We start from the raw sequence: 22,682 nt of genomic DNA on the forward strand, positions 1-22,682 counted from the left end.
GCTTATCCCAGCAGCGACAGAACGCCGTGCAGCAGGCGATCAGGTCCCCACAGCATTGCGCACAGGCCACCCAGCGCGAGGAAGGGGCCGAACGGCACGTATTTGCCTTCGCGCAACTGGCGCGAGAGCTTCATGCCGATGCCCACCATTGCGCCGCAGACCGAGGCGATCAGGATGATGGGCACCAGCGCCTGCCAGCCGAACCAGGCACCGAGCGCGGCAAACAGCTTGAAGTCGCCATAGCCCATGCCCTCCTTGCCCGTGGCCAGCTTGAAGGCCCAGTAGACCGACCACAGCGACAGGTAGCCGGCCGCAGCGCCGGCCACCGAGTCGAGTAGCGGCGTGCCGCTGTACTGCAGCGCTGCGGCGATCAGCCCGGCCCACAGCAGCGGCAGCGTCAGGTCGTCGGGCAGCAGCGTCGTGTCCCAGTCGATCCAGGCCAGCGCCATCAGGATCGCGGCGAAGATGCACCAGCAGGCCGCCGTTGCGCTGATGCCCCAGCGCAGCGCAGCGGCGTAGAACAGCAGGCCGGTGGCCAGCTCCACCAGCGGGTAGCGTGGGCTGATGCGGGCGTGGCAGCCGGCGCAGCGCCCGCGCAGTGCCAGGTAGCTCAGCACCGGGATGTTCTCGTACCAGCGCAGCGCATGGCTGCAGTGCGGGCAGTGCGAGCGCGGCCGGCTCAGGTTGAACGCCTGCGCGGCGGGCGGCGCGGCCGTGGCGGGCAGCAGGCCTTGCTCGATGGCGTAGCGGTGGCATTCGTCCTGCCACTGCTGCTGCATCATGCGCGGCAGGCGGTGGATGACGACGTTGAGAAAACTGCCGATCAGCAGGCCGAGGACGCCGACCAGCGCGGCGTCCCATTGCGCGGATCCCGTCATCGCTCAGACCACCTGACCGAGCTTGAAGATGGGCAGGTACATCGACACCACGATGCCGCCGATGAGGGTGCCCAGAAAGACGATGATGATGGGCTCCATCAGGCTGGACAGGCCGGCGACCATCTCGTCGACCTCTTCCTCGTAGAAGTCTGCGGCCTTGCCCAGCATGTGATCCAGCGAGCCTGACTCCTCGCCGATGGCGCTCATCTGCAGCACCATCGAGGGGAAGACGTTGGCGTTGCCCATGGCGGCCGTGAGGCTGGTGCCGGTGGAGACCTCCTGCTGGATCTTCTCGGTGGCGATCTGATAGACCGAGTTGCCCGCGGCGCCGCCTACCGAGTCGAGTGCCTCGACCAGCGGCACGCCGGCGGCGAACATGGTCGACAGCGTGCGGGTCCAGCGCGCGATGACCGATTTCTCGACCAGCTTGCCGAAGACGGGCACTTTCAGCAGCAGCCTGTCCATGAAGCGCTGCACTTTCTCGCTGCGCTTCCAGGCCTGCATGAAGAAGTAGAAGCCCCCGCCGATCACGCCGAAGATGATCCACCAGTAGCTCACGAAGAATTCGCTGATGGCCATCACGAACAGCGTGGGCGCGGGCAGGTCGGCGCCGAACGAGGTGAAGACCTCCTTGAACGCCGGGATCACGAAAATCATGATCACGGTGACCACGATGAAGGCGACGATGATGACCGAGATCGGGTACATCAGCGCCGAGCGGATCTTGGCCTTGATCGACTCGGTCTTCTCCATGTAGACGGCCAGCCGGTCGAGCAACGTCTCCAGAATGCCGGCGGCCTCGCCCGCTTCGACCAGGTTGCAGTACAGGCTGTCGAAGTACAGCGGGTATTTGCGAAACGCCGAGTTCAGCGCGGTGCCGGTCTCCACGTCGGTGCGGATGTCGTTGAGCAGCTTGGTGACGCTGGGATTGGTGTTGCCGCGCCCGACGATGTCGAAGGCCTGCAACAGCGGCACGCCCGCCTTCATCATCGTGGCCATCTGGCGCGTGAACAGCGCGATGTCCTTGGGCTTGATCTTCTTGCCCGCGCGCATGCGCCGTTTCTTGATTCTGGTGGGCAGCACGCCCTGGCGGCGCAGCGTGGCACGAACCTGGTTTTCGCCCACGGCGCGCAGCTCGCCATGGACGATTTTTCCGCTCCTGTCCTTGCCCTGCCACTCGAAGACGAAGTCCTTGATGCTTTTGGACGCGATGGTTGCCATTGCACAACTCCCTGATTTATTCGTTGGTCACGGCAAGCACTTCTTCCAGCGAAGTCAGCCCGACCTTGGCCTTGTGCAGGCCCGATTCGCGCAGCGAGCGCACGCCCTCCAGGCGCGCCTGCTTGGCGATGTCCAGTGCGCTGCCGTCGCGCAAAATGATGCGCTGGATCTCTTCGGTGATCGGCATGACCTGGTAGATGCCGACACGCCCCTTGTAGCCGTTGTTGCACGCGCTGCAGCCCACGGGGCGGTAGGTGACCCATGAGCCGTCGATCTCGTCCTCCTTGTAGCCCGCCTCCAGCAGGTTCTCGTGCGGAATGTCGGCCGGCTCCTTGCACTGGGGGCACAGGCGCCGGGCCAGGCGCTGCGCCGTGATCAGGATGACGCTGGAGGCGATGTTGAAGGGCGCAACACCCATGTTGCGCATGCGCGTGAGCGTGGTCGGCGCGTCGTTGGTGTGCAGCGTGGACAGAACCAGGTGGCCGGTCTGCGCCGCCTTGATCGAGATGTCGGCCGTCTCCAGGTCGCGGATTTCGCCGACCATGATGATGTCCGGATCCTGGCGCAGAAAGGCCTTCAGGGCCACGGCAAAGGTCAGCCCCGCCTTTTCGTTGACGTTGACCTGGTTGACCCCGGGCAGGTTGATTTCGGAAGGATCTTCGGCCGTGGCGATGTTGACGCCTGGCTTGTTCAGGATGTTCAGGCAGGTGTAGAGCGAGACGGTCTTGCCCGAGCCGGTCGGCCCGGTGACCAGAATCATCCCGTAGGGGCGGTTGACCGCGGTGAGCAGGCGTTCTTTTTCCTCGGGCTCGTAGCCCAGTGCGTCGATGCCCATCTTGGCGCTGCTGGGGTCGAGGATACGGATCACGATCTTCTCGCCGAACAGAGTAGGCAGCGTGCTGACGCGGAAGTCGATGACGCGGTCGGCGCCGACCTTGAGCTTCATGCGCCCGTCCTGCGGGACGCGCTTCTCGGAGATGTCCAGGCGCGAGATCACCTTGATGCGCGAGGCAAGTTTTTCCTTGATCGCCGTCGGCGGCGTAGTGATCTCCTGCAGCTCGCCGTCGACGCGAAAGCGCACCCGGTAGTAATGCTCGTAAGGCTCGAAGTGCAGATCCGAGGCGCGCATGTGCACCGCATCGAGCAGCATCTTGTGCAGAAAACGCACGACCGGCGCATCTTCGACCTCGGTGTCGGCCTGATCCTTGTCGTCTTCGCTTTCTTCGATCGGGATGTCGTTGAACTCGAAGTCGCCGGTGCTGTTGATGCCCTCGAGCGCGTCACTGGCGCTCTTCGTGACCGCATCGACCACCTTGATCAGCTTGTCGTGTTCGGCGACCACCCAGTCGACGCCCATTTGGGTAGTGAACTTGATTTTCTCGGCCGCTTCCTGGTTGGTCGGGTCTGCGGTGGCCACGATCAGGCGGTTGCTGCGCTTGTGCAGCGCAATGACCTTGTAGGCCTTGCACAGCTTGTTGTCGAGCAGATCCCTGGACAGCCGCAGCGGGTCGATGGCGTCGATGTCCAGCAGTGGCGCGCCGAACACGCCCGAGAGCGTGTGCGCCAGGTCGGTGGCCGAGATGGCCTGCGAGCCCAGCAACTCCTCGATGAAGTCGGTTTTGCCGGCCAGCGATTTCTTGTAGAGATCCTCGGCCGTCTTCTGATCCAGCTTGCCGACGGACATCAGGGTACGCGCCAGGCTCGGCAGCGCGACGTGAGCCGGAGGCTTGGGCGAGGGTGCGGTGGCGGCCATGAGGAATGTAATAGGGCGTAAGAAAAGCGCCACCTATCCTATCATCGCCACGTTGATCCCAAGAGGGGCACGGGGGCCGGGCGTCGTGGCTTTGCCACGCCGGCGCGCGGTTGCCGACTGCTGGTGTCCGTATCCAATTTTTCTGCGCGCGTGATGTCCCTGGCTGATTCCCGGCTTGACCGCCGCCGTTGCCTGCAGGCGCTGGCCCTGGCGGCGGTGCCCGCCTGGGCGCAGCAGGATGGATCGATCACGATCCGCCTGTCGCACGTCGTGGCGCGCCAGACGCCCAAGGGCCTGGCGCTGGAGCGCTTTCGCGACAACGTCGCCCGCGCCAGCGGCGGACGCATCCGTGTGCAGGTCTATCCCAATTCGCTGCTGTACGGCGACGCCGACGAAATGCAGGCACTGCAGCTGGGCGCGGTCGACATGCTGGCGCCGTCGCTGTCCAAGTTCGGCCCCGTCGGCTTTCCGGAGTTCGAGCTGTTTGACCTGCCGTTTCTCTTTGCCACCGCGCAGCAGGTGCACCGCATCACCCAGGGCGCATTGGGGCGCGAGCTGCTGGCGGGGTTGTCGCGCCAGGGGCTGGTCGGACTGGGCTATCTGGACAACGGCTTCAAGCACATGAGCGCCAACCGTGCGCTGCTGGCGCCGCAGGACTTCATTGGCCTGCGCATGCGCATCCAGGCCTCGCGCGTCATTGCGCACCAGATGCGGGTGCTGGGCGCGCACCCGGTGGTGCTGTCCTTTGGCGAGGCCTACCGGGCGCTGGCGCTGGATGTGGTCGACGGCACGGAAAACCCCATCTCCAACTTCTGGACCCAGCGCATGCACGAGGTGCAGATCGACCTGAGCCTGACAGGCCATGGCTGGCTGGGTTATGCGGTCGTGGCCAACCAGCGTTTCTGGCGGTTTCTGGCTTCGACCGACCGCGCGCTGGTGGCGCGTGCGCTCGACGAGGCGCTGCAATGGGGCAATGCGATTGCACAGCGCGAAAACGACGCGGCGCTGGCCGCGCTGCATGCCAGTGGCGCCACGCGCATTCACGACCTGAGTAGGGCGCAGCGCCAGCGCCTGCAGCAGGCGCTGCGGCCGGTGCACCAGGGGTTGGTGCAGCGCATCGGCGCGGCGTGGCTGCAGCGCGTGCAGGCGCAGTTGGGTTGAGAACGTCGGCACGTTCTGAAGCATCCATCGGGTAAACCCTAGCTGTGGAACGCCACAGTTACCGCTGTTGTTGCGATTGACTACAGTGCGCAGCGTTTTTCACTGTGATCCGAGGAGACTCCCCATGCAATTTCCCGTCAAGAAAATCCTGGCCTGCGCCGTGCTGGCCTTTGGCGCCAGCCTGGCCGCCCATGCGCAGATCGTGATCAAGTTCAGCCACGTCGTGGCGCACGACACGCCCAAGGGCAAGGCGTCCGAGTTCTTCGCCAAGAAGGCCGAGGAGCTGACGCAGGGCAAGGTCAAGGTCGAGGTCTACGCCAACAGCGCGCTGTACAAGGACAAGGAGGAGATGGAGGCGCTGCAGCTCGGCTCCGTCCAGATGCTGGCGCCGTCGCTGGCCAAGTTCGGCCCGCTGGGTGTCAAGGACTTCGAGGTCTTCGACCTGCCCTACATCTTCGACAGCCGCGACGACCTGCACAAGGTCACGACCGGCCCCGTCGGCGCCAAGCTGTTCAAGAAGCTGGAGAAGCGCGGCATCATCGGCCTGGCGTACTGGGACAACGGGTTCAAGGACTTCTCGGCCAGCAAGCCGCTGCACGCCGTGGCCGACTACAAGGGCCTGAAGTACCGCATCCAGTCGTCCAAGGTGCTTGAAGAGGAAATCCGCGCGCTGGGCGGCATTCCGCAGGTGATCGCCTTTGGCGAGACCTACCAGGCGCTGCAGACCGGCGTGGTCGATGCCACCGAGAATCCGCCGTCCAACTTCTATACGCAGAAGATGCACGAGGTGCAGAAACACCTGTCGCTGACCAAGCACGGCTACCTGGGTTATGCGGTCATCGTCAACAAGAAGTTCTGGGACGGCCTGCCAGCCGACGTGCGCGGCCAGCTGGAAGACGCGATGCGCCAGGCCACTGCCTACGCCAACCAGATCGCGCAGGATGAGAACGACCGTGCGCTGGACGAGGTGAGGAAGAGCGGCAAGACCGAGATCTACACCCCGACGCCCGAGGAGCGTGCCGCGCTGAAGAAGGCCTTGATCCCGGTGCACCAGAAGATGGCCAGCCGCATCGGCAAGGAAACCATCCAGGACGTCTACGAAGCCACGGGCTTCGATCCGTCCAAGCAATAAGGCGCGACCGCGTCCGAGTAGTGCCGAGCGCCTGCTGGCCGGCCGCGACGCCGGCCGGCCAGCGGGTGCATCCGTCTTGCATTGGGGTATCCCATGAAAATTCTCGACCACCTGGAAGAGTGGCTGATCACCTTCCTGATGGGCGCTGCCACGCTCATCGTCTTCGTAGCCGTGCTGCACCGCTACGCCGCCGGCTACGCCATTCCCGGGCTGCAGGACTGGCTGCTGTCGCTGAACCTGACCTGGGCTCAGGAGCTGACCATCATCATGTTCGTCTGGATGGCCAAGTTCGGCGCCGCCTACGGCGTGCGCACTGGCATCCACGTCGGCGTGGACGTGGTCATCAACCGAATGGGAGCCGACCTGCGCGGCAAGTTCATCATCTTCGGCATGGCCGCCGGCGCCTTGTTCACCGGCGTCGTCGCCATCATGGGCGCCACCTTCGTCTGGGACAACGGCGCGCACTACGCCTTCTTCGACCTGGTGGGCGCGGACGTGAGCGAGCTGATCGAAGGCCCGACCACACCCGACCTGGAGTGGCCCACCTGGATCGTCTACAGCGCCATTCCGCTGGGCAGCGGCCTGATGTGCTTTCGCTTTCTGCAGGTGATGGTGGGCTTCATCCGCACCGGAGAGTTGCCGCACCACGACCACGGCCACGTCGATGGGCTGGACGACGACGAGGAGCCCAACGTGGCACCCGGTTTCACCGAATCCGGAGAGTTCGACCCCTACGGCATGCGTGACGACCTGCACCCCGACGAGATTCGGCGCAACGACAAGGAAGGCAAGGACCGGTCATGAATGCACTGATCATTTTCGTCATTCTCGCGACGCTGATGCTCACCGGCATGCCGGTGTCCATCTCGCTGGGCCTGACGGTACTCACCTTTCTGTTCGGTTTCACCGACGTGCCGCTGGAATCGGTGGCATTGAAGCTGTTCACCGGCATCGAGAAGTTCGAGATCATGGCGATCCCGTTCTTCATCCTGGCGGGCAACTTCCTCACCCACGGCGGCGTGGCGCGGCGCATGATCAATTTCGCCACTGCCATGGTCGGCCACTGGTATGGCGGCCTGGGCCTGGGCGGCGTGGTGGCCTGCGCGCTGTTCGCGGCGGTGTCGGGCTCCAGCCCGGCGACCGTGGTGGCGATCGGCTCCATCCTGCTGCCGGCGATGGTCAAGGCGGGGTTCCCCAAGCGCTTTGGCGCGGGCGTCATCACCACCTCGGGGGCGCTGGGCATCCTGATCCCGCCGTCCATCGTGATGGTGATGTATGCAGTGGCCACCAACACCTCGGTCGGTGCGCTGTTCATGGCCGGCGTGGTGCCGGGCCTGGTGCTGGCCATGGTGCTTGGCCTGGTGACCTGGTGGCGCGCGCGCAAGAACAACTACCCACGCCTGCCCAAGGCGTCGTGGGCGCAGCGCTGGGACGCATTTCGCAAGTCCGCCTGGGGCCTGTTCCTGATCATCGTCGTCATGGGCGGCATCTACGCTGGCATCTTCACGCCCACCGAGGCGGCGGCGATGAGCGCGGTCTATGCCTTCTTCGTCGCGGTCTTCATCTACAAGGACATGGGCCTCAAGGACGTGCCCAAGGTGCTGCTGAACTCGGCCAACATGAGCGCGATGCTGCTGTACATCATCACCAACGCGGTGCTGTTCAGCTTCATCATGACCAACGAGAACATCCCGCAGGCCATGGCCGACTGGATGCTGGGCCACGGCCTGGGGCCGATCACCTTCCTGCTGGCGGTGAACGTCATCCTGCTGATGGCGGGCAACTTCATGGAGCCGTCGTCGATCATGCTGATCTTCGCGCCCATCCTGTTCCCGATCGCGATGCAGTTGGGCATCGACCCCATCCACCTGGGCATCCTGATGGTGGTGAACATGGAGGTCGGCATGTGCCACCCGCCGGTGGGGCTGAACCTGTACGTTGCCTCGGGCATTACCAAGATGGGCATCACCGAGCTGACCGTCGCCGTCTGGCCCTGGCTGCTGGCCATGCTGGGCTTCCTGGTGCTGGTCACCTACTGGCCCGGCCTGTCGCTGTGGCTGCCGCGCACGCTGGGCATGATGTAGACGCTCTTGCGTGCCAAGCGGACGAACCTGCTGTGGCGACACTGCAGGTTTTTTTATTGGCGCGCGGCGGGCGCCTGCACCGCCGCCTTCTTTCTGCGCGGGGTAAAACAATCGCATTACAGTTTGCGGCTGGCCACACCGCCACCACCATCCCATGTTCATTCTTCCGCTGCTGCTTTTTCCGCTGATCCTTGCGCTGAGCGTGGGCCGGCTACTGCGCATTGCGCGCCAGTTGCGCAGTGGCGCCCTGCAATGTGTTTCCGCACGTGCTCGGCCCGTGCTGTGGGCGGCGACCATGTGCGCCTATGCCGCGTTGCTGCTGTACACCGTGGCGCTGTGCCTGGCCGTGGTACGCGTGCTGTGGGTGGGGCCGCTGACGCTGGCCGCCTTCGCGTCGCTGCTGGCCTGGGTGCTGGCCTATCCCTTGGTCTACTTCGTCGCGGCCTGGATTTTCTATTACGGCCTGCGCAGATCCGCGCCCGTGGTTCAGGCGTGCGCGCAGCCGGGGGAGGGCGCATGACGACCGCTGCCGCGCCAGAGCACGGGCCGCTGCTGGCGCGCTGGCGCCTGGCGCTGGCCGATCTCTCGCCCGCGTATTTCGGCCTGGTCATGGCCACGGGCATCGTCGCGCTGGGCGCGCACATGCTGGGCCACGCCTGGCCGGCGCGCCTGCTGCTGTGGCTCAACGGCGTGCAGTACGCGGTGCTGTGCGTGCTCTACGTTCTGCGCGCCGCGTTGTACCCGCGGCGCTTCTGGGCCGACCTGGGCGACCATGCGCGCGGCCCGGCGTATTTCACGCTGGTGGCCGCCACCGGCATCCTGGCCAGCCAGGCCATGGTGCAACTGGGCAGCGTGCGCGCCGGCTTCGTGCTGTGGCTGCTGACCGCGGTGTTCTGGTTGGTGCTGACCTACACCATCTTCGCGGTGCTCACGGTCAAGCGCCACAAGCCGGCGCTGGATCGGGGCATCACCGGCGCCTGGCTGCTGGCCGTGGTGGCCACGCAGTCGGTCGCCGTGGGCAGCTGCCTGCTGGCTGCGCGCATCGGCCAGCCGCTGCGCCTGGAGCTGAATCTGCTCGCGCTGTCGATGTGGCTGTGGGGCGGCATGCTCTACATCTGGCTGATGTCGCTGATCTTCTACCGTTACACCTTTTTCCGCCTGGCGCCGGGCGACCTGTCGCCGCCGTACTGGATCAACATGGGTGCGATGGCCATCTCCACGCTGGCCGGATCGCTGCTGATCGAGAACGCTCCGCATGCGCCCTATCTTGTGTCGCTGCTGCCGTTTCTGAAGGGCTTCACGCTGCTGTACTGGGCGACCGGCACCTGGTGGATCCCGATGCTGCTGCTGCTGGGAGTGTGGCGCCACGGGCTGCAGCGCTTTCCGCTGCGCTATGACCCGCTGTACTGGGGCGCGGTATTTCCGCTGGGCATGTACGCCGCCTGCACCTGGCAGATGAGCCAGGCGATGGAATTCGCCTTTTTGCAGGGCCTGCCCCCGTACTTCTGGGGCGTGGCGCTGCTGGCCTGGCTGCTGACCTTTGCCGGCATGCTCCGGCGGCTGCTGCGGCTGAGCATGTAGATCGTAAATACGTTCTAACGGCGCAGGGCGGAGCTATCGACGGCGCAGCACGGTGGCCTGCACCGGGCTGCCGTGCGGCAGCCAGCGCCAGAACATCCAGGCGGCGACAAAGCCCAGGCCGCCGATGGCGGCAATGCCGCCTGCCAGCGTGATCAGCGCGGTCAGGCCCGACAGCAGTAGTGGCCCGCCGCCGTTGCCGACGTCGGTGATCAGCCGCCAGATCCCCAGGAATTGCGTGCGTCCGACGGCGGGCGAGGCGTCGGCGCCAATGGTCAGCACGATGCCCGCGCCAATACCGTTGCCCACGCCCAGCAGCATGCTGGCGGCCAGCAGGCTGGCAAAACCGCTGGACAGCGGCATGGCCAGCAGGCTGGTGCCCATGATCAGCATGCTGGGCAGCGTGACCGCCAGGCGCCCGCGCTTGTCCATCACCTGGCCGGCCGGGTAGAACAGCAGCATGTCGACCGCGCCCATCAGGCCGTAGATCAGCGAAGTGGTGGCGGCATCGAGCCCGATGTGGCTGGCCCACAGCGGAATCACCACCTGGCGGCAGGCGCGGATGGCGGCCACCAGCGACGTGGCCACGCCCAGCGTGAATAGGGTGCGTGCGTGGGTTCTGAGCAATTGCAGCGCGGCTGGCGCCTGCTCCGGCGCACTGCCGGCCGGGCGATCCACGACCAGGTCGGGCACCAGCAGCGACAGCGCGCCCGTGGCCAGCGTGACCGCCAGCGCTGCCCAATAGGCGCCGGAAAGTCCCAGCCAGTGGATGCACGCCGCGCCCAGGAAAGGCCCGGCGAACATGCCGATGCGGTGCACGCCGCCGAGCATGGCCATCGCGCGTGCGCGCAGGTGGGGGGGCGCCGCCTCGACCAGAAAAGTCTGGCGCGCCAGCATGAACACAGCGCGCGCCAGGCCCACCATCAACACCCCCACGCCCAGCAGCCAGACGCTGGACGCTGCAAGGCACAGGATGAGCCCCAGCGCGCAGAACACCGCGGCGCCGACCATGGCGCGCCGCTCGCCAAAACGCGTGGTGATGGCTGCCGCCGGCAGATTGGCCAGCAGCGAGCCCAGGCCGATCAAGGCCACGATCAGGCCCGCCTCGGCAAGGCTGGCGCCCAGTGCGCGGGCGCTCAACGCCAGCACCGGCAGGATGGTGCCCTCGCACAGGCCGAACATCAGCGAGGGGCCAAACGCGGGCAGCGCCATGCGGCGCAGAGAGAAGTTTTCGTCGGGAGGTGCCATAGGGAAGGCGCTGATTGTCTACGAGACGCGTTTATGGTGCTGGTGGTCTGGTATTGGGGCCATTGCGGCCTGTGCTGCATTCCAGGTCCGGACATCGATACCGCAAGGCGCGGGTCGTCTTTTCAGCATGCAATAATGCGCGGCTGTGGGCCGTTAGCTCAGTTGGTTAGAGCAGAGGACTTGGCGGGTGCATCCCTAACCCGTGGCCGATGGCCGCGGCATGGAATGGACTGCATGGGTTGCTCAAGGTAAGTTCACTCTGCCTTGAAGTAGAACTTCTCAAATTCGGTGAACGCTAAGGCGTGCAAACGCTATGCCAACGCCGAGCGAAGCCCCCGGCAGGGGGAACGTGTAGAGACTCGACGGGAAGGCCGAAAGGCAAGACAGAGTCCAGGCCACGAACCGGAAACGGGCGGCGAAAGCCGAAGTGGCACGCATAATCCTTTGGTCGCTGGTTCGAGCCCAGCACGGCCTACCACGATTGCAGACAGCCGCTGGCGATCCCTCGTCGCCAGCGGCTTTTTTGCTTCTTCTCAGCCAGGGCATGGCGGGCGTGTCGCGCCCCGCGCCTGGAGCGCCCGCGGTGTGCGCTGTGGCGCGCAGGCCGCATGCCAGAATGGCGCACATGCAAGCCCCGCACGACACCGCCGACTCGCTCCAGACGCGTGCGCGCGAGCCCCGGGCCGCCAACATCGCCCCCCTGCTGTACCAGGCCGCGCTGGCCGACAGGGCCGTGCGGCATTACCTGCCGGCCTTTGAGCGCCAGGATGCGGTGGGCCGGGTGCTGGCCGGCTGGAACTGGGCCGCGGCGCTGCTGCCGCTGCCGTGGCTGGTGTTTCGCCGCCTGTGGCGCGAAGCGGCGCTGGGCCTGTTGGCCTTGCTGGCGCTGGCTGCCCTGGCGTGGGCCGCGCCGCGCCTGTGGCCGCAACTGCCACTGCCCATGCTGGCTGGCGTAGTGCTGGCTATGTTGCTTTTGCTGTGCGCGGCGTGCGGCCTGTATGGCGACGCACTGGTGCATGCCCAGGTGCGCCGGCGAATCGACGCGGCGGTGACCGCCGCTTCCACGGTGAGCGATGCGCTGCAGCTGCTGCGCGGGCAGGCCAGCGGCCGCCGCTGGGGCGCCGTGGTGGGTGTGTGCAGCATCGCGGTGCTGGCTGGCGCAGCAGCGATTGGCTGGCGGGTTTATGGGCAAAGCCCGGTGGCGGCGCCGGACGCAGGGGGGGTGTCTGCGCCATCGTTGGAGCCGCTGCCGCAGCAACCGGCCGCAGTCCCCGAAGTGGCGCTGACGGAAAGCACGTCATCGCAGCCGCTGCCAGCCGAGCCGCTTGTGCCGGCCGACACTGAGGCCGCCGTTGCGAGCCAGGCCGGCGCCGAGCCTGGCGCGCAGCAGGTGCCAGCGGTGGCCCTGCCCGTGCGTGCAGCAGATCAGGAGCCGGCCCCGGCCAGGGCGGTGACGAAAAAGGCGGCAGACCGCGCGCCCGCTACCACCATCACTACCGCCGCGCCCGCGTCGCGCCGGCTGTACGTCAACGTGGGCCTGTTTGCCGACCCGGACAATGTGCGAAGGGCGCGTGAGCGGCTGCAGCAGGCGGGTCTGCCGGTACAGGTGCAGGCCGTGGCGCGCAGCGACGGCCGGCGGCTGCAGCGGCTGCGCGTGGGGCCTTTCGGCTCGGCGGCGCAGGCCAGCGACGCGGTGCGCACCCTGCAGGCGATGGGACTGGATGCCCAGCCGGTAGTCGAGGCGGCCGCTGGCGGGTGAGCTGAAGATGAAAGGATGGAAGCGTATGCGTAGCAGATTGTGGGCAGTGGCCGCATTGGCGGCCCTGGGATTGGCGGGATGTTCGTCGCTTGCACCACCGAAAAAACCGGTGCCTATTGGTACCAGCACCGCGCCGGTGGGCGGCGTGTGCGACGCACAGGCTGCGCAGTGGGCGGTGGGCAAGAGCGCGACGGGGCAGGTGATCGAGCAGGCGAGGGTGCGCGCCGGCGCGCGCATGGCGCGCGTGCTGCACCCGGGCCAGGTGGTGACGCTGGAGTTCGATGCCGAGCGGCTGAACCTGGGAGTCAACGCCACCGGCGTGGTGATCTCCGCGCGCTGCGGCTGACGCTGGTGCTTTATTGAGGCAAAAACAGCGCCTGCAGGTCGCTCAGGAAATCGAAGCCGCGCTCGGTCGGGCGCACGCGCACCAGGTTGTGCTCCAGCAGGCCCTTGGCCTCGGCAGCCTTTAGCCCTGCGGAGATGGCGGTGATCGGCTGGCCGGTGCAGGCGCTGAAGTCACGCACCATGAAGCCCGCGCGCAGGCGCAGGGCGTTGAGCATGTATTCAAACACCAAGTCCTGCGGCGCAACCTCGTTGTCCTGCGCCATGGCGTTGCCCGCCAGCGCGTGCTGCATGTACAGCTGCGGGTCGCGAAAGCGCACCTGGCGCATCACGCGGTGGGGAAAGCTGATCTTGCTGTGCGCGCCCGCGCCAATGCCCAGGTAGTCGCCAAACTGCCAGTAGTTGCTGTTGTGCACGCAGGGGTGGTAGGCCTTGGCATAGGCCGAGACCTCGTAGCGCTCCATACCCGCCTCGGCCGTCAGCGCGGTGATGCGGTCGAGCATGGCGTAGGCGCTGTCGTCGTCGGGCAGGCGCGGCGGGTGCTTGGCAAACCAGGTGTTGGGCTCGATAGTCAGGTGGTAGACCGACAGGTGGGGAGTGCCCAGATCCAGCGCCTGGCGCACGTCGGCTTCCAGCTCGGCCAGGCTCTGGCCGGGCAGGGCGTACATCAGGTCGATGTTGAAGGTCTCGAAGGCCTGCGCCGCCTCCTGCACGGCGGCCATCGCCTGCGCGCCGTCGTGCACGCGGCCGATGGCGGCCAGCAGCCGGTCGTTGAAGCTTTGCACGCCAATTGACAGGCGCGTGACGCCGGCGTCGCGGTAGGCGCGAAAGCGCTCTTTCTCGAAGGTGCCGGGGTTGGCCTCCAGCGTGATTTCACAGCCCGCATCCAGCGGCAGCAGCGCGCGGATGGCGGCCAGCAGCCGGTCGATCGCCTGCGGTGAGAACAGGCTGGGCGTGCCTCCGCCGATGAAGACGCTGATGATGCTGCGCCCCCAGACCAGCGGCAGCGCCGCCTGCAGGTCGGAGATCAGCGCGTCGACATAGCGCTCCTCGGGCGCGTCGTCGCCCTCGCGCAGCGCGTGCGAGTTGAAGTCACAGTACGGGCATTTGCGCAGGCACCAGGGAATGTGCACGTACAGCGACAGAGGCGGCTGGCCGCGCAGGCGCAAAGGCCCGTCGCGCAGGTAGTGCTGGATGTCGTGCAGCGGGGCAGGCGTGGCGCCCGTGGCTGCGGAGGCGATGTGAATGGTCTTGGACATGGCAACGGCCAAAACGCGCCGGATTTCGGACGTGTCCTGGCGAGGTGGAACGAGTGTGGCGGCGATGTTGGCACGCCGCAGGCTGCAAGGCGTGCGGCGGCTACAGCCAGTGCGCGCGCATCAGCGCGATCATCTGCTGCACGGCTTTTCCCCGGTGGCTGTGGGCGTTTTTGACCTCGGTGGGCAGTTCGGCAAAGGTCTTGCCAAGCTCAGGCAGGTACATCACCGGGTCGAACCCGAAGCCGCCGCTGCCGCGGCGCTCGCGCGTGATCTCGCCGCGGCAGCGGCCCATGGCAATCAGCGGTTCTGGGTCTTGCGGGCTGCGCACCGCGACCAGCGTGCTGACCATGGTGGCGCGCCTGTCCTGCACGTCCTGCATCTGTTCGAGCAGCGCGCGCACGTTGTTGTCGTCGCTCTTGGGGTAGCCAAAGCGCGTGGCGTAGTACGCGGTCTGAACGCCCGGCTCGCCGCCAAAGGCGCGTACGCACAGGCCGGCGTCGTCGGCCAGCGCGGGCAGGCCGGTGTGGGCGCTGGCAAAGCGGGCCTTGGCCAGCGCGTTCTCTACGAAGGTGTGAAAAGGCTCGTCGGCCTCGCCGACGCCCAGGTCGCCCTGGGCGCTCAGCTGCACGCCCAGAGGGGCCAGCATGGCCTGCAGCTCGGCCAGTTTGCCGCGGTTGTTCGATGCCAGAACGAGGTGCATGGTGCTTTCCAATCGCAAGGGTCAGGGCTGCTGCAGCGCCTGTTGCTGCAGCGACAGCAACTGGCCAATGCCTTGCTCGGCCAGCGCCAGCAGAGCGTCGAGTTCGCTGCGGCTGAACGCTGCGCCTTCGGCCGTGCCCTGCAGTTCGATGAAGTGGCCTGTGCCGGTCATCACCACGTTCATGTCGGTATCGCAGGCGGCGTCTTCGGCGTAGTCCAGATCCAGCACCGGCCGGCCCCCCACGATGCCGACCGAGACCGCCGCGACGGCGCCGGTGATCGGGCTGGCCGCGAGCTTGCCGTCCTGCAGCAGCCGGGTGACCGCGTCGTGCGCTGCCACCCAGGCGCCGGTGATCGCCGCGGTGCGCGTGCCGCCGTCGGCCTGGATCACGTCGCAATCGATCTGCAGCGTGCGCTCGCCCAGGCGCTTCAGGTCGAAGACCGCACGCAGGCTGCGCCCGATCAGCCGCTGGATCTCCTGCGTGCGCCCGCTTTGCTTGCCGCGCGCGGCCTCGCGGTCGCTGCGCCTGTGCGTGGCGCGCGGCAGCATGCCGTATTCGGCCGTCACCCAGCCCTCGCCGCTGCCGCGCTTGTGCGGCGGCACTTTTTCCTCGACCGAGGCGGTGCACAGCACGCGGGTGTTGCCGAACTCCACCAGCACCGAGCCCTCGGCGTGCATGGTGTAGTGGCGGGTGATGCGCACCGTGCGCAGTGCGTCGACGGTGCGTCCGTCGTGGCGGGGAGTGTTGATGCAAGGGTTGGTGGAGGTGTTCATGGCAGTGCGTGCGCCCAAGAGGACTGCGCCGGGCAGGCCTGTCGGGCGACAAGGTTCAGGGCTTGCGCGCGGCGGTGCGCTGGATGGCGGCGTTGATCTCGGCAATCGTGCGCTCGATCTCCGCGTCGTCCAGCTCGTCGTGTCCATCGTCCAGGCCGTCGAAGGGCTCGGCCTGGATGGTCGAGGCGAACAGCTCGTCGTGCATCTCGTCGGTGGTGATGCCTGCTGCGGCGGCCTGGGCGCCGGGCATCTCCCACTGCATTGCCACCGCGGTGACGTTGTCGCTGCTGCTGCCCGCGCGCTCCAGCGCCTCGCCGACCAGAAAGGGGATGGCGCTGGCTACCGGCCGGCGTCCCAAGTGGTGGGCGATGGTTTCGTCGTCGAACATGCTCCACAGCCCGTCCGAGCACAGCAGCAGCCGGTCGCCGTGCTCCAGCACGATGGGGCCGTCCAGGTCGTAGACCGGCAGGCTGGGCGAGCCCAGGCAGGTGTAGAGCACGTTGCGGTTGAGCCCCATGGCGTCGTCGAACGCGGGCGTGCGCAGCTCCAGGTAGGAGTGGTCGCGCGTGCGCACCAGCAGTTCGCTGCCGCGCACCAAGTACATGCGCGAGTCGCCGCAGTGGATCCAGCTGGCGCTGCCGTCCTGCACCACGGCCGCCACCAGCGTGGTGCGCGGCGTGTCCAGCGCGTCGACGGGGTGGCCGGCGTATTGCAGGATTTTGTGGTGCGCCGCCAGCAGCGCATCGCCCAGAAAACGGCCAACGTCCTTGAGCTTGGGCTTTGCCTGCTGCTGGAACAGCGCGGAGACGGTCTGGATCGCGATCTGCGCGGCGACCTCGCCGTCGGGGTGGCCACCCATGCCGTCGGCCAGCACGAACAGGCCCGCCTCGCGCGTGTAGCAGTAGCCCATGCGGTCTTCGTTCTTCTCGCGCCCGCCCTGGTCGCTGGTCTGGTAGACGGAGAATTTCACCGCGCGCGCCCCTGTGCCTGGTCGTTCTTGTCGGCGGGCTTGTCGGGCGAGACCAGGCTGTCGATCTGCATGCGCATGCGCTCTGCCACCGACAGCCGGGTGTAGCGCCGCTCGCCTTCGCGCGAGAGCTCTTTTTGCAGTGCGAACACCGATTGTGGGCGTGCCATCGGATCGAGCGCCATGCACCATTCGACGATCTGGATCAGGCTGTCGGAGTACACGCCGCGCAGCTTGCCCAGCGCCGCGGCCAGCCTGTCCTTGTCCTGGCGCTGCGGCGCCTCGCTGGGCGGGTAGCCGCTCATGCAGGCGTAGATGCACGCGCCAATGGCGTAGATGTCGGTCCAGGGGCCCATCTGCGTGTCGCGCCGGTACATCTCGGGCGCGGCAAAGCCGGGGGTGTACATCGGGCGGATGAAGTTGCTCTCCTTGGACAGCACCTCGCGCGCGGCGCCAAAATCGATCATCACCGCCTTGTTGTCGTCGGTGATGAAAATGTTGGCCGGCTTGATGTCCAGGTGCAGCATCTTGTGCTGGTGCACGATGCGAAGGCCCCGCAGCACCTCGTCGAACAGCGAGCGGATGGTCGACTCGCGAAACACCTTGAGCGTCTTCAGATCGCGCGCGGTGATGATGTATTCCTGCAGCGACGCGCCCTCCAGGTAGTTCATCACCATGTAGACGGTGTCGTTCTCGCGAAAGAAATTGAGCACGCTCACCACCGAGGCGTGCGAAATTTGAGCCAGCGATCGACCTTCCTCGAAAAAACTCTTGAGTCCCAGGCGGTACAGCGACAGCTTCTCGGGCGCCACCTTGGGCAAGAGTTCACCGGGCTCGCGCGTGGCCAGCGATGCGGGAAGATATTCCTTGATCGCGACCTGCTGGCCTTCCGGATCGACTGCCAGGTAGACCACGCCGAAACCGCCGGCAGCCAGGCGGCGCACCACGCGGTAGCCGCCGATCGTCGTGTCGGCGGGCAATGGGGCGGGCTTGGGCTTGGACATGGAGCAACGCGGGCGAGAATGGGATGAGCGGGCCGATAATGGCTGCTTTGCAAGCAATTCGTCACAAAGTCCTATGGCAGTTTACAGCATGACCGGCTACGGCAGCGCCCAGCAGCAAGGCGTTGGCAGCACCCCTGAAACACAGCGTCCGGGGCGCCGGCTGGGGCTGGAGCTGCGTTCGGTCAACAGCCGTTTCCTGGATCTTTCGCTGCGCCTGTCCGATGAGCTGCGCGCGCAGGAGCCGCAGCTGCGCGCCTTGCTCACCCGCCGGCTCAAGCGCGGCAAGGTGGAGCTGCGCGCATTTGTCGAAGAGGGTGACGATGGCGTGCTGGCCCACCCTTCGGTGCCGCTGCTGCAGCAGCTGGGCGCGTTGCAGGACGGCGTGCTGTCCTGGCTGCCGCAGGCGCCGCCGCTGTCGGTGGCCGATGCGCTGCGCCTGTGCTCGCAGCTGGGCGCGCCGCGCCAGGATTGGGGCGATGCGGTGCAGCAGCTGGCCGACCAGGCGCTCGATGCGCTGATCGAAGCGCGAGGACGCGAGGGCGAGCGCCTGGTGGCCATGCTGGTCGAGCGCGTACAGGCGCTGCGCGCGCTGGCGCTGCAGGCCCAGCCGCTGGTGCCCGAGCTGGTGGCGCAGCAGCGCCAGCGCTTCTTGCAGCGCTGGGCCGACGCGATGGGCCTGGCGCAGGGCGACGCGCCCAGCGAGGCAGCCCAGGAGCGCGCGCTATCGGAGGCCACGGCGTTTGCCCTGCGCATTGACGTGGCCGAGGAAATCACCCGCCTGCAAGGCCATCTCGACGAAATCGAGCGGCTGCTGCACAAGGGCGGCGAGGTCGGCAAGCGCCTGGACTTCCTGATCCAGGAGTTGCACCGCGAAGCCAACACCCTGGGCTCCAAGTCCGCCACCATGGAGCTGACGCGCATCAGCGTGGACATGAAGGTGCTGATTGAGCAGATGCGCGAGCAGGTGCAGAACATCGAGTGAGCGGCGCCGCGGTGGGTGGCCCCATGCGGCGCGGGGGCTGGCGGCGGTTTGGCTGGAGGGCGAGCGGATTTGGGGATAATCGCCCTTTGTGCGCACCCAGGCCAGCGCCTGTTTGTATGGACTATCCCGGAAATCTCTTTGTCGTCTCTGCCCCCAGCGGGGCAGGCAAATCCAGCCTCGTCAACGCCTTGATGGAGCTCGACTCGCATGTCCAGCCCTCGGTCTCGCACACCACGCGTGCGCCGCGCGGCCAGGAAAAGCACGGGCGCGAGTATTACTTCGTCTCGCAGCCGGAATTCGACGCCATGATCGCGTCCAACGCCTTCGTCGAATGGGCGCAGGTGCATGGCAATTGCTACGGTACGTCGCGCAGGGCCATCGAGGAGCGCATGGCACAGGGCGCGGACGTGGTGCTGGAGATCGACTTCCAGGGCGCGCTGCAGATCAAGCAGGTGTTTGCCAACGCGGTGCTGGTCTTCATTTTGCCGCCCAGCTGGGAGGAGCTGCGTTCTCGCCTGGAGCGTCGCGGCGAAGATACCGAAGATGTGATCGAAAAGCGCTTGACCAATGCCGCGCAGGAGATGGCACAGGCCTGCAAATTCGACTTCGTTATAATCAACGAGGTTTTCGAGCGGGCGCTTTTCGATCTCAAATCCATCGTCCACGCCCAGCGCCTGAAATACGCAGCACAACGCTGCAGCCGGTCAGACACCTTCGCGTCGCTCGGCATTTGCTGAATTTTCACCGCCTCTTTTTTCCCTGGAGAACCCATGGCACGCATTACTGTGGAAGATTGCCTGGAGCAGATTCCCAACCGTTTCCAACTGGTGCTGGCCGCCACCTACCGCGCCCGCATGCTCAGCCAGGGCCACACCCCCAAGATCGAAAGCCGCAACAAGCCGGGCGTGACCGCGCTGCGCGAAATCGCCGCGGGCAAGGTGGGCCTGGAGATGCTGAAGAAAGTCCCTGGCTGATCGCCCTGAGCGCCAGCCGCACGGGTGCGGCGTGGCATCAGTCCAAAAGCACCGTTGCACGGTGCTTTTTTGTTGGAACACGAGTTTTTACGGCGGTCAAGTTACATTAAAGGGATGAACGACGCGTTTCATCCGGTCACCGGGCCACATGAACAAGGCACGGTGGCGCCATCTGCGTTGCCGCCTTCACCGGGTACGGCCGCATTGAATGCAGCAGCCGCCAGTTTTGCGGGGCTGTTGGACAAGCTCGATTATCTGGACGCCGACAGCATCGAGCGGGTGCGCCAGGCTTACCGCTACGCCGATACCTGCCACCTGGGCCAGTTGCGCAACAGCGGCGAGCCCTATATCACCCACCCGATCGCCGTGGCCGCCATCTGCGCCGGCTGGAAGCTCGACGCCGAGGCCTTGATGGCCGCTCTGCTGCACGACGTGCTGGAGGACTGCGGCGTGGGCAAGGCCGACCTGATCGAGCGCTTTGGCGCGCCGGTGGCCGAGATGGTCGATGGGCTGACCAAGCTCGACAAGCTGCAATTCAACACGCGCGAGGAGAACCAGGCCGAATCGTTTCGCAAGATGCTGCTGGCGATGGCGCGCGACGTGCGCGTCATCCTGATCAAGCTGGCCGACCGCACGCACAACATGCGCACCATGGGCGACATGCCGCGCAACAAGTGGGGACGCATTGCCAGCGAGACGCTGGACATCTACGCGCCGATTGCGCATCGCCTGGGGATGAACCAGTCCTACCGCGAACTGCAGGATCTGTCGTTCCACTACCAGCACCCATGGCGCCATGCGACGCTGGCCAAGGCGGTGGAGCGCTCGCGCGGGCGCCGGCGCGAGATGATCGAGAAGGTGCGCGTCGACGTCGAGGCTGCCTTTGCCCGACAGGGCATGAGGGTGCGCTTGTCGGGGCGTGAGAAGACGCTGCAGGCGATCTACCGCAAGATGGGCACGCGCCACCTGAGTTTTGCCCAGGTGTCCGACCTGTACGGCTTTCGCGTCATCGTCGACTCGGTTATCGACTGCTACACCGCGCTGGGCGTGCTGCACCAGATGTACAAGCCGGTGCCGGGCAAGTTCACCGACCACATCGCCATCCCCAAGCTCAACGGCTACCAGTCGCTGCACACCACGCTGGTGGGGCCGGCCAGTCTGAACATCGAGTTCCAGCTGCGCACCGAGGAGATGCACGTCGTTGCCGAGTCCGGCGTTGCCGCGCACTGGCTCTACAAGGCCAAGGGCGGCGGCGAGGAGGCCGAGCGGCTGGGAACGCAGTGGCTGCAGTCGCTGCTGGACATCCAGAACGAGACGCGCGACGCGGCCGAATTCTGGGATCACGTCAAGGTCGACCTGTTCCCCGACGCGGTCTACATCTTCACGCCGCGTGGGCAGATCATGGCGCTGCCCAGTGGGGCGACCGTGGTCGACTTCGCCTACGCCATCCACAGCGACGTGGGCGACAGCACGACGGCGGCGCGCATCAACAACGAGGAGGTGCCGCTGCGCACCGAGCTCAAGAATGGCGACGTGGTCGAGGTCGAGACGACCGAGGGCGCCCGCCCCGACCCGGCCTGGCTGGGTTTTGTGCGCACCGGGCGGGCGCGCTCCAAGATCCGCCACCACATCAAGACGCTGGCGCAGACCGAGTCGGTGGTACTGGGCGAGAAGCTGCTGGCGCAGGCCCTGCGCGCCGAGGGCGTGCAGCAGCTGCCGGACGCCAACCAATATGCGGCGCAGTGGGACAAGTTGCTGCGCATTACCGGCAACCGATCGCGCGAGGAGCTGATGACCGACATCGGCCTGGGCCGGCGCATTGCCGGCCTGGTGGCCAAGCGCATGACCGACTTGCTGGCCGAGGCCGGCTGGCGCCCTGACGCGCTGCTGCTCACGCGCGAGCGCTACAGCGCGCACGAGAGCATGTCGCAAGGCGGCATCACGCTGGACGGCAGCGAGAGCAGCGCGGTGCACTACGCCAAATGCTGCCGCCCCGTTCCGGGCGATCCCATCGTCGGCTACCTGGGGCGCGGGGAGGGGTTGGTGGTGCACCATGCGCGCTGCGGCGTGGCGCAAAAGCTGCTGCGCAAGGACAGCGAGCGCTTCATCGCGGTCGACTGGTCGGAGGAGCCGGTACGCAGCTTCCAGGCGGCGATCACCGTGACGGTCTCCAACGGCAAGGGCGTGCTGGCGCGCATTGCGTCCGAGCTGTCCGAAGCGGGCGCCGACATCGTGCGCGTGGACATGGACGACGCGATGACGCAGACCATGGATCTGCATTTCCTGATCTCGGTGCGCGACTTGTCCCATCTGGAGGCGGTGATCCGCGCACTGCACCGTGTGCCGTCGGTGCAGAGGGTGTTTCGCGAGATTGCGCCGGTGACCAGCGGGTGAGAGGCCCGTGGACTGCGTTCATCTCGCAGCCGTGAGCGCTTCGAAAACGATGGTGTTGCGGGCTGTGCTGCCTGATCCGGGCATCAAGAGCCGGTACGGTCAGGAATGGCGCAAGGGATTCGCTTTTCTGCCAGCTCCCACAGCAGCTCCGCCGCCGGGGCCATTTCGGCATGCTGGCGGTACAGACCGATCTCCACCGTGATGTTCCAGGCCTCGGGGCCGGCGGCCACGAGGGTGCCGCGCTTGATTCCATTTCTATATCGATCGAGTACGCGAAGGTGAAGCGCAGACAGTGCTGTAGCACGGCAAGCGAAGTCGACAAAGTAATCGGTTGATATAGAAATGGAATGACCCTATTGCTCCGGCCTTGTGATGTTTGAACTCGTCATCCCGGCGAAGGCCGGGATCCAGTGCCTTTGAGAGGAAGTCATGGATTGCGACCTTCGCCGCAATGACGAAAAATTGCTACTTC

At 66.3% G+C, this 22,682-nt stretch carries 21 protein-coding genes; 12 read left to right on the forward strand and 9 right to left on the reverse strand.

Going from position 1 to position 22,682, the window contains the following annotated elements:
• Positions 1–2 precede the first annotated feature (2 nt).
• The 3 genes from ABD767_RS11240 to pilB are packed head-to-tail and all read right to left on the reverse strand — an operon-like array spanning position 3 to position 3,852.
• Entirely contained in the window at positions 3–878 is an 876-nt protein-coding gene (locus tag ABD767_RS11240) for a prepilin peptidase (protein WP_103044437.1), read from the reverse strand.
• Positions 879–881: 3 nt separating this feature from the next.
• Positions 882–2,099, reverse strand: coding sequence for a type II secretion system F family protein (locus ABD767_RS11245; protein ID WP_103044436.1), 1,218 nt, complete (start codon positions 2,097–2,099; stop codon positions 882–884).
• Positions 2,100–2,115: 16 nt separating this feature from the next.
• The gene (pilB, locus tag ABD767_RS11250; protein ID WP_103044435.1) at positions 2,116–3,852 is read right to left on the reverse strand and encodes a type IV-A pilus assembly ATPase PilB; all 1,737 of its coding nucleotides are present in this window, start codon (positions 3,850–3,852) and stop codon (positions 2,116–2,118) included.
• Positions 3,853–4,005: 153 nt separating this feature from the next.
• Between pilB and ABD767_RS11255 the strand changes: the two genes are divergently transcribed.
• From ABD767_RS11255 to ABD767_RS11280, 6 genes are all read left to right on the forward strand, one after another.
• Positions 4,006–5,013 carry a DctP family TRAP transporter solute-binding subunit gene (locus ABD767_RS11255; protein ID WP_103044434.1) on the forward strand — a complete coding sequence of 336 codons (1,008 nt, stop codon included), beginning with the start codon at positions 4,006–4,008 and terminating at the stop codon, positions 5,011–5,013.
• A 124-nt stretch (positions 5,014–5,137) separates the two neighbouring features.
• Entirely contained in the window at positions 5,138–6,145 is a 1,008-nt protein-coding gene (locus ABD767_RS11260) for a DctP family TRAP transporter solute-binding subunit (protein ID WP_103044433.1), read from the forward strand.
• A 93-nt stretch (positions 6,146–6,238) separates the two neighbouring features.
• Complete coding sequence (locus ABD767_RS11265; RefSeq protein WP_103044432.1) at positions 6,239–6,949, forward strand: TRAP transporter small permease subunit; 711 nt, start codon at positions 6,239–6,241, stop codon at positions 6,947–6,949.
• Complete coding sequence (locus ABD767_RS11270; protein WP_103044431.1) at positions 6,946–8,229, forward strand: TRAP transporter large permease subunit; 1,284 nt, start codon at positions 6,946–6,948, stop codon at positions 8,227–8,229. Before ABD767_RS11265 ends, ABD767_RS11270 begins: the two co-directional genes overlap by 4 nt.
• A 154-nt stretch (positions 8,230–8,383) precedes the next feature.
• A complete protein-coding gene (locus tag ABD767_RS11275; protein WP_103044430.1) occupies positions 8,384–8,749 on the forward strand; it encodes a hypothetical protein in 366 nt (121 codons plus the stop codon).
• Positions 8,746–9,810, forward strand: a complete 1,065-nt coding sequence (locus ABD767_RS11280; RefSeq protein ID WP_103044429.1) for an SLAC1 family transporter — start codon at positions 8,746–8,748, stop codon at positions 9,808–9,810. Before ABD767_RS11275 ends, ABD767_RS11280 begins: the two co-directional genes overlap by 4 nt.
• A gap of 33 nt (positions 9,811–9,843) precedes the next feature.
• Here the strand turns inward: ABD767_RS11280 and ABD767_RS11285 are convergent, their stop codons facing one another.
• Positions 9,844–11,055: an MFS transporter gene (locus tag ABD767_RS11285; protein WP_103044428.1), complete on the reverse strand. Its 1,212-nt coding sequence runs from the start codon at positions 11,053–11,055 to the stop codon at positions 9,844–9,846.
• Positions 11,056–11,680: 625 nt separating this feature from the next.
• On the opposite strand from ABD767_RS11285, the gene ABD767_RS11290 reads away from it, so the two are divergent.
• Both ABD767_RS11290 and ABD767_RS11295 read left to right on the forward strand, forming a co-directional pair.
• Positions 11,681–12,814 carry an SPOR domain-containing protein gene (locus ABD767_RS11290; protein WP_344869686.1) on the forward strand — a complete coding sequence of 378 codons (1,134 nt, stop codon included), beginning with the start codon at positions 11,681–11,683 and terminating at the stop codon, positions 12,812–12,814.
• 109 nt (positions 12,815–12,923) lie between these two features.
• Positions 12,924–13,160 (forward strand): I78 family peptidase inhibitor, encoded by a 237-nt coding sequence (locus ABD767_RS11295; RefSeq protein ID WP_344869687.1) that lies wholly within the window; start codon positions 12,924–12,926, stop codon positions 13,158–13,160.
• Positions 13,161–13,170: 10 nt separating this feature from the next.
• On the opposite strand, the gene hemW is transcribed toward ABD767_RS11295, so the two are convergent.
• From hemW to ABD767_RS11320, 5 genes are all read right to left on the reverse strand, one after another.
• A complete protein-coding gene (hemW, locus tag ABD767_RS11300) occupies positions 13,171–14,415 on the reverse strand; it encodes a radical SAM family heme chaperone HemW (protein WP_344869688.1) in 1,245 nt (414 codons plus the stop codon).
• Between the two features lie 100 nt (positions 14,416–14,515).
• A complete protein-coding gene (gene rdgB, locus ABD767_RS11305) occupies positions 14,516–15,115 on the reverse strand; it encodes an RdgB/HAM1 family non-canonical purine NTP pyrophosphatase (protein ID WP_103044453.1) in 600 nt (199 codons plus the stop codon).
• A 21-nt stretch (positions 15,116–15,136) separates the two neighbouring features.
• On the reverse strand, positions 15,137–15,889 hold the full coding sequence (rph, locus tag ABD767_RS11310) for a ribonuclease PH (RefSeq protein ID WP_344869689.1): 753 nt from the start codon (positions 15,887–15,889) through the stop codon (positions 15,137–15,139).
• A gap of 55 nt (positions 15,890–15,944) precedes the next feature.
• Complete coding sequence (locus tag ABD767_RS11315) at positions 15,945–16,859, reverse strand: PP2C family protein-serine/threonine phosphatase (RefSeq protein WP_344869690.1); 915 nt, start codon at positions 16,857–16,859, stop codon at positions 15,945–15,947.
• Positions 16,856–17,860, reverse strand: coding sequence for a protein kinase domain-containing protein (locus ABD767_RS11320; protein WP_103044422.1), 1,005 nt, complete (start codon positions 17,858–17,860; stop codon positions 16,856–16,858). The genes ABD767_RS11315 and ABD767_RS11320 overlap by 4 nt, the downstream gene beginning before the upstream one ends.
• Positions 17,861–17,933: 73 nt before the next feature.
• Between ABD767_RS11320 and ABD767_RS11325 the strand changes: the two genes are divergently transcribed.
• The 4 genes from ABD767_RS11325 to ABD767_RS11340 all read left to right on the forward strand — a co-directional run bounded on the left by ABD767_RS11325 (position 17,934) and on the right by ABD767_RS11340 (position 22,210).
• A complete protein-coding gene (locus ABD767_RS11325) occupies positions 17,934–18,842 on the forward strand; it encodes a YicC/YloC family endoribonuclease (protein ID WP_103044421.1) in 909 nt (302 codons plus the stop codon).
• A 116-nt stretch (positions 18,843–18,958) separates the two neighbouring features.
• The gene (gene gmk, locus ABD767_RS11330) at positions 18,959–19,579 is read left to right on the forward strand and encodes a guanylate kinase (RefSeq protein ID WP_103044420.1); all 621 of its coding nucleotides are present in this window, start codon (positions 18,959–18,961) and stop codon (positions 19,577–19,579) included.
• A gap of 33 nt (positions 19,580–19,612) precedes the next feature.
• Positions 19,613–19,816 (forward strand): DNA-directed RNA polymerase subunit omega, encoded by a 204-nt coding sequence (gene rpoZ, locus ABD767_RS11335; protein WP_103044419.1) that lies wholly within the window; start codon positions 19,613–19,615, stop codon positions 19,814–19,816.
• A gap of 114 nt (positions 19,817–19,930) precedes the next feature.
• On the forward strand, positions 19,931–22,210 hold the full coding sequence (locus ABD767_RS11340) for a RelA/SpoT family protein (RefSeq protein WP_103044418.1): 2,280 nt from the start codon (positions 19,931–19,933) through the stop codon (positions 22,208–22,210).
• Positions 22,211–22,682: the final 472 nt, after the last annotated feature.

Origin of the sequence: Comamonas faecalis (genome assembly GCF_039538025.1) — a bacterium.
GTDB lineage: Bacteria > Pseudomonadota > Gammaproteobacteria > Burkholderiales > Burkholderiaceae_C > Comamonas_C > Comamonas_C faecalis.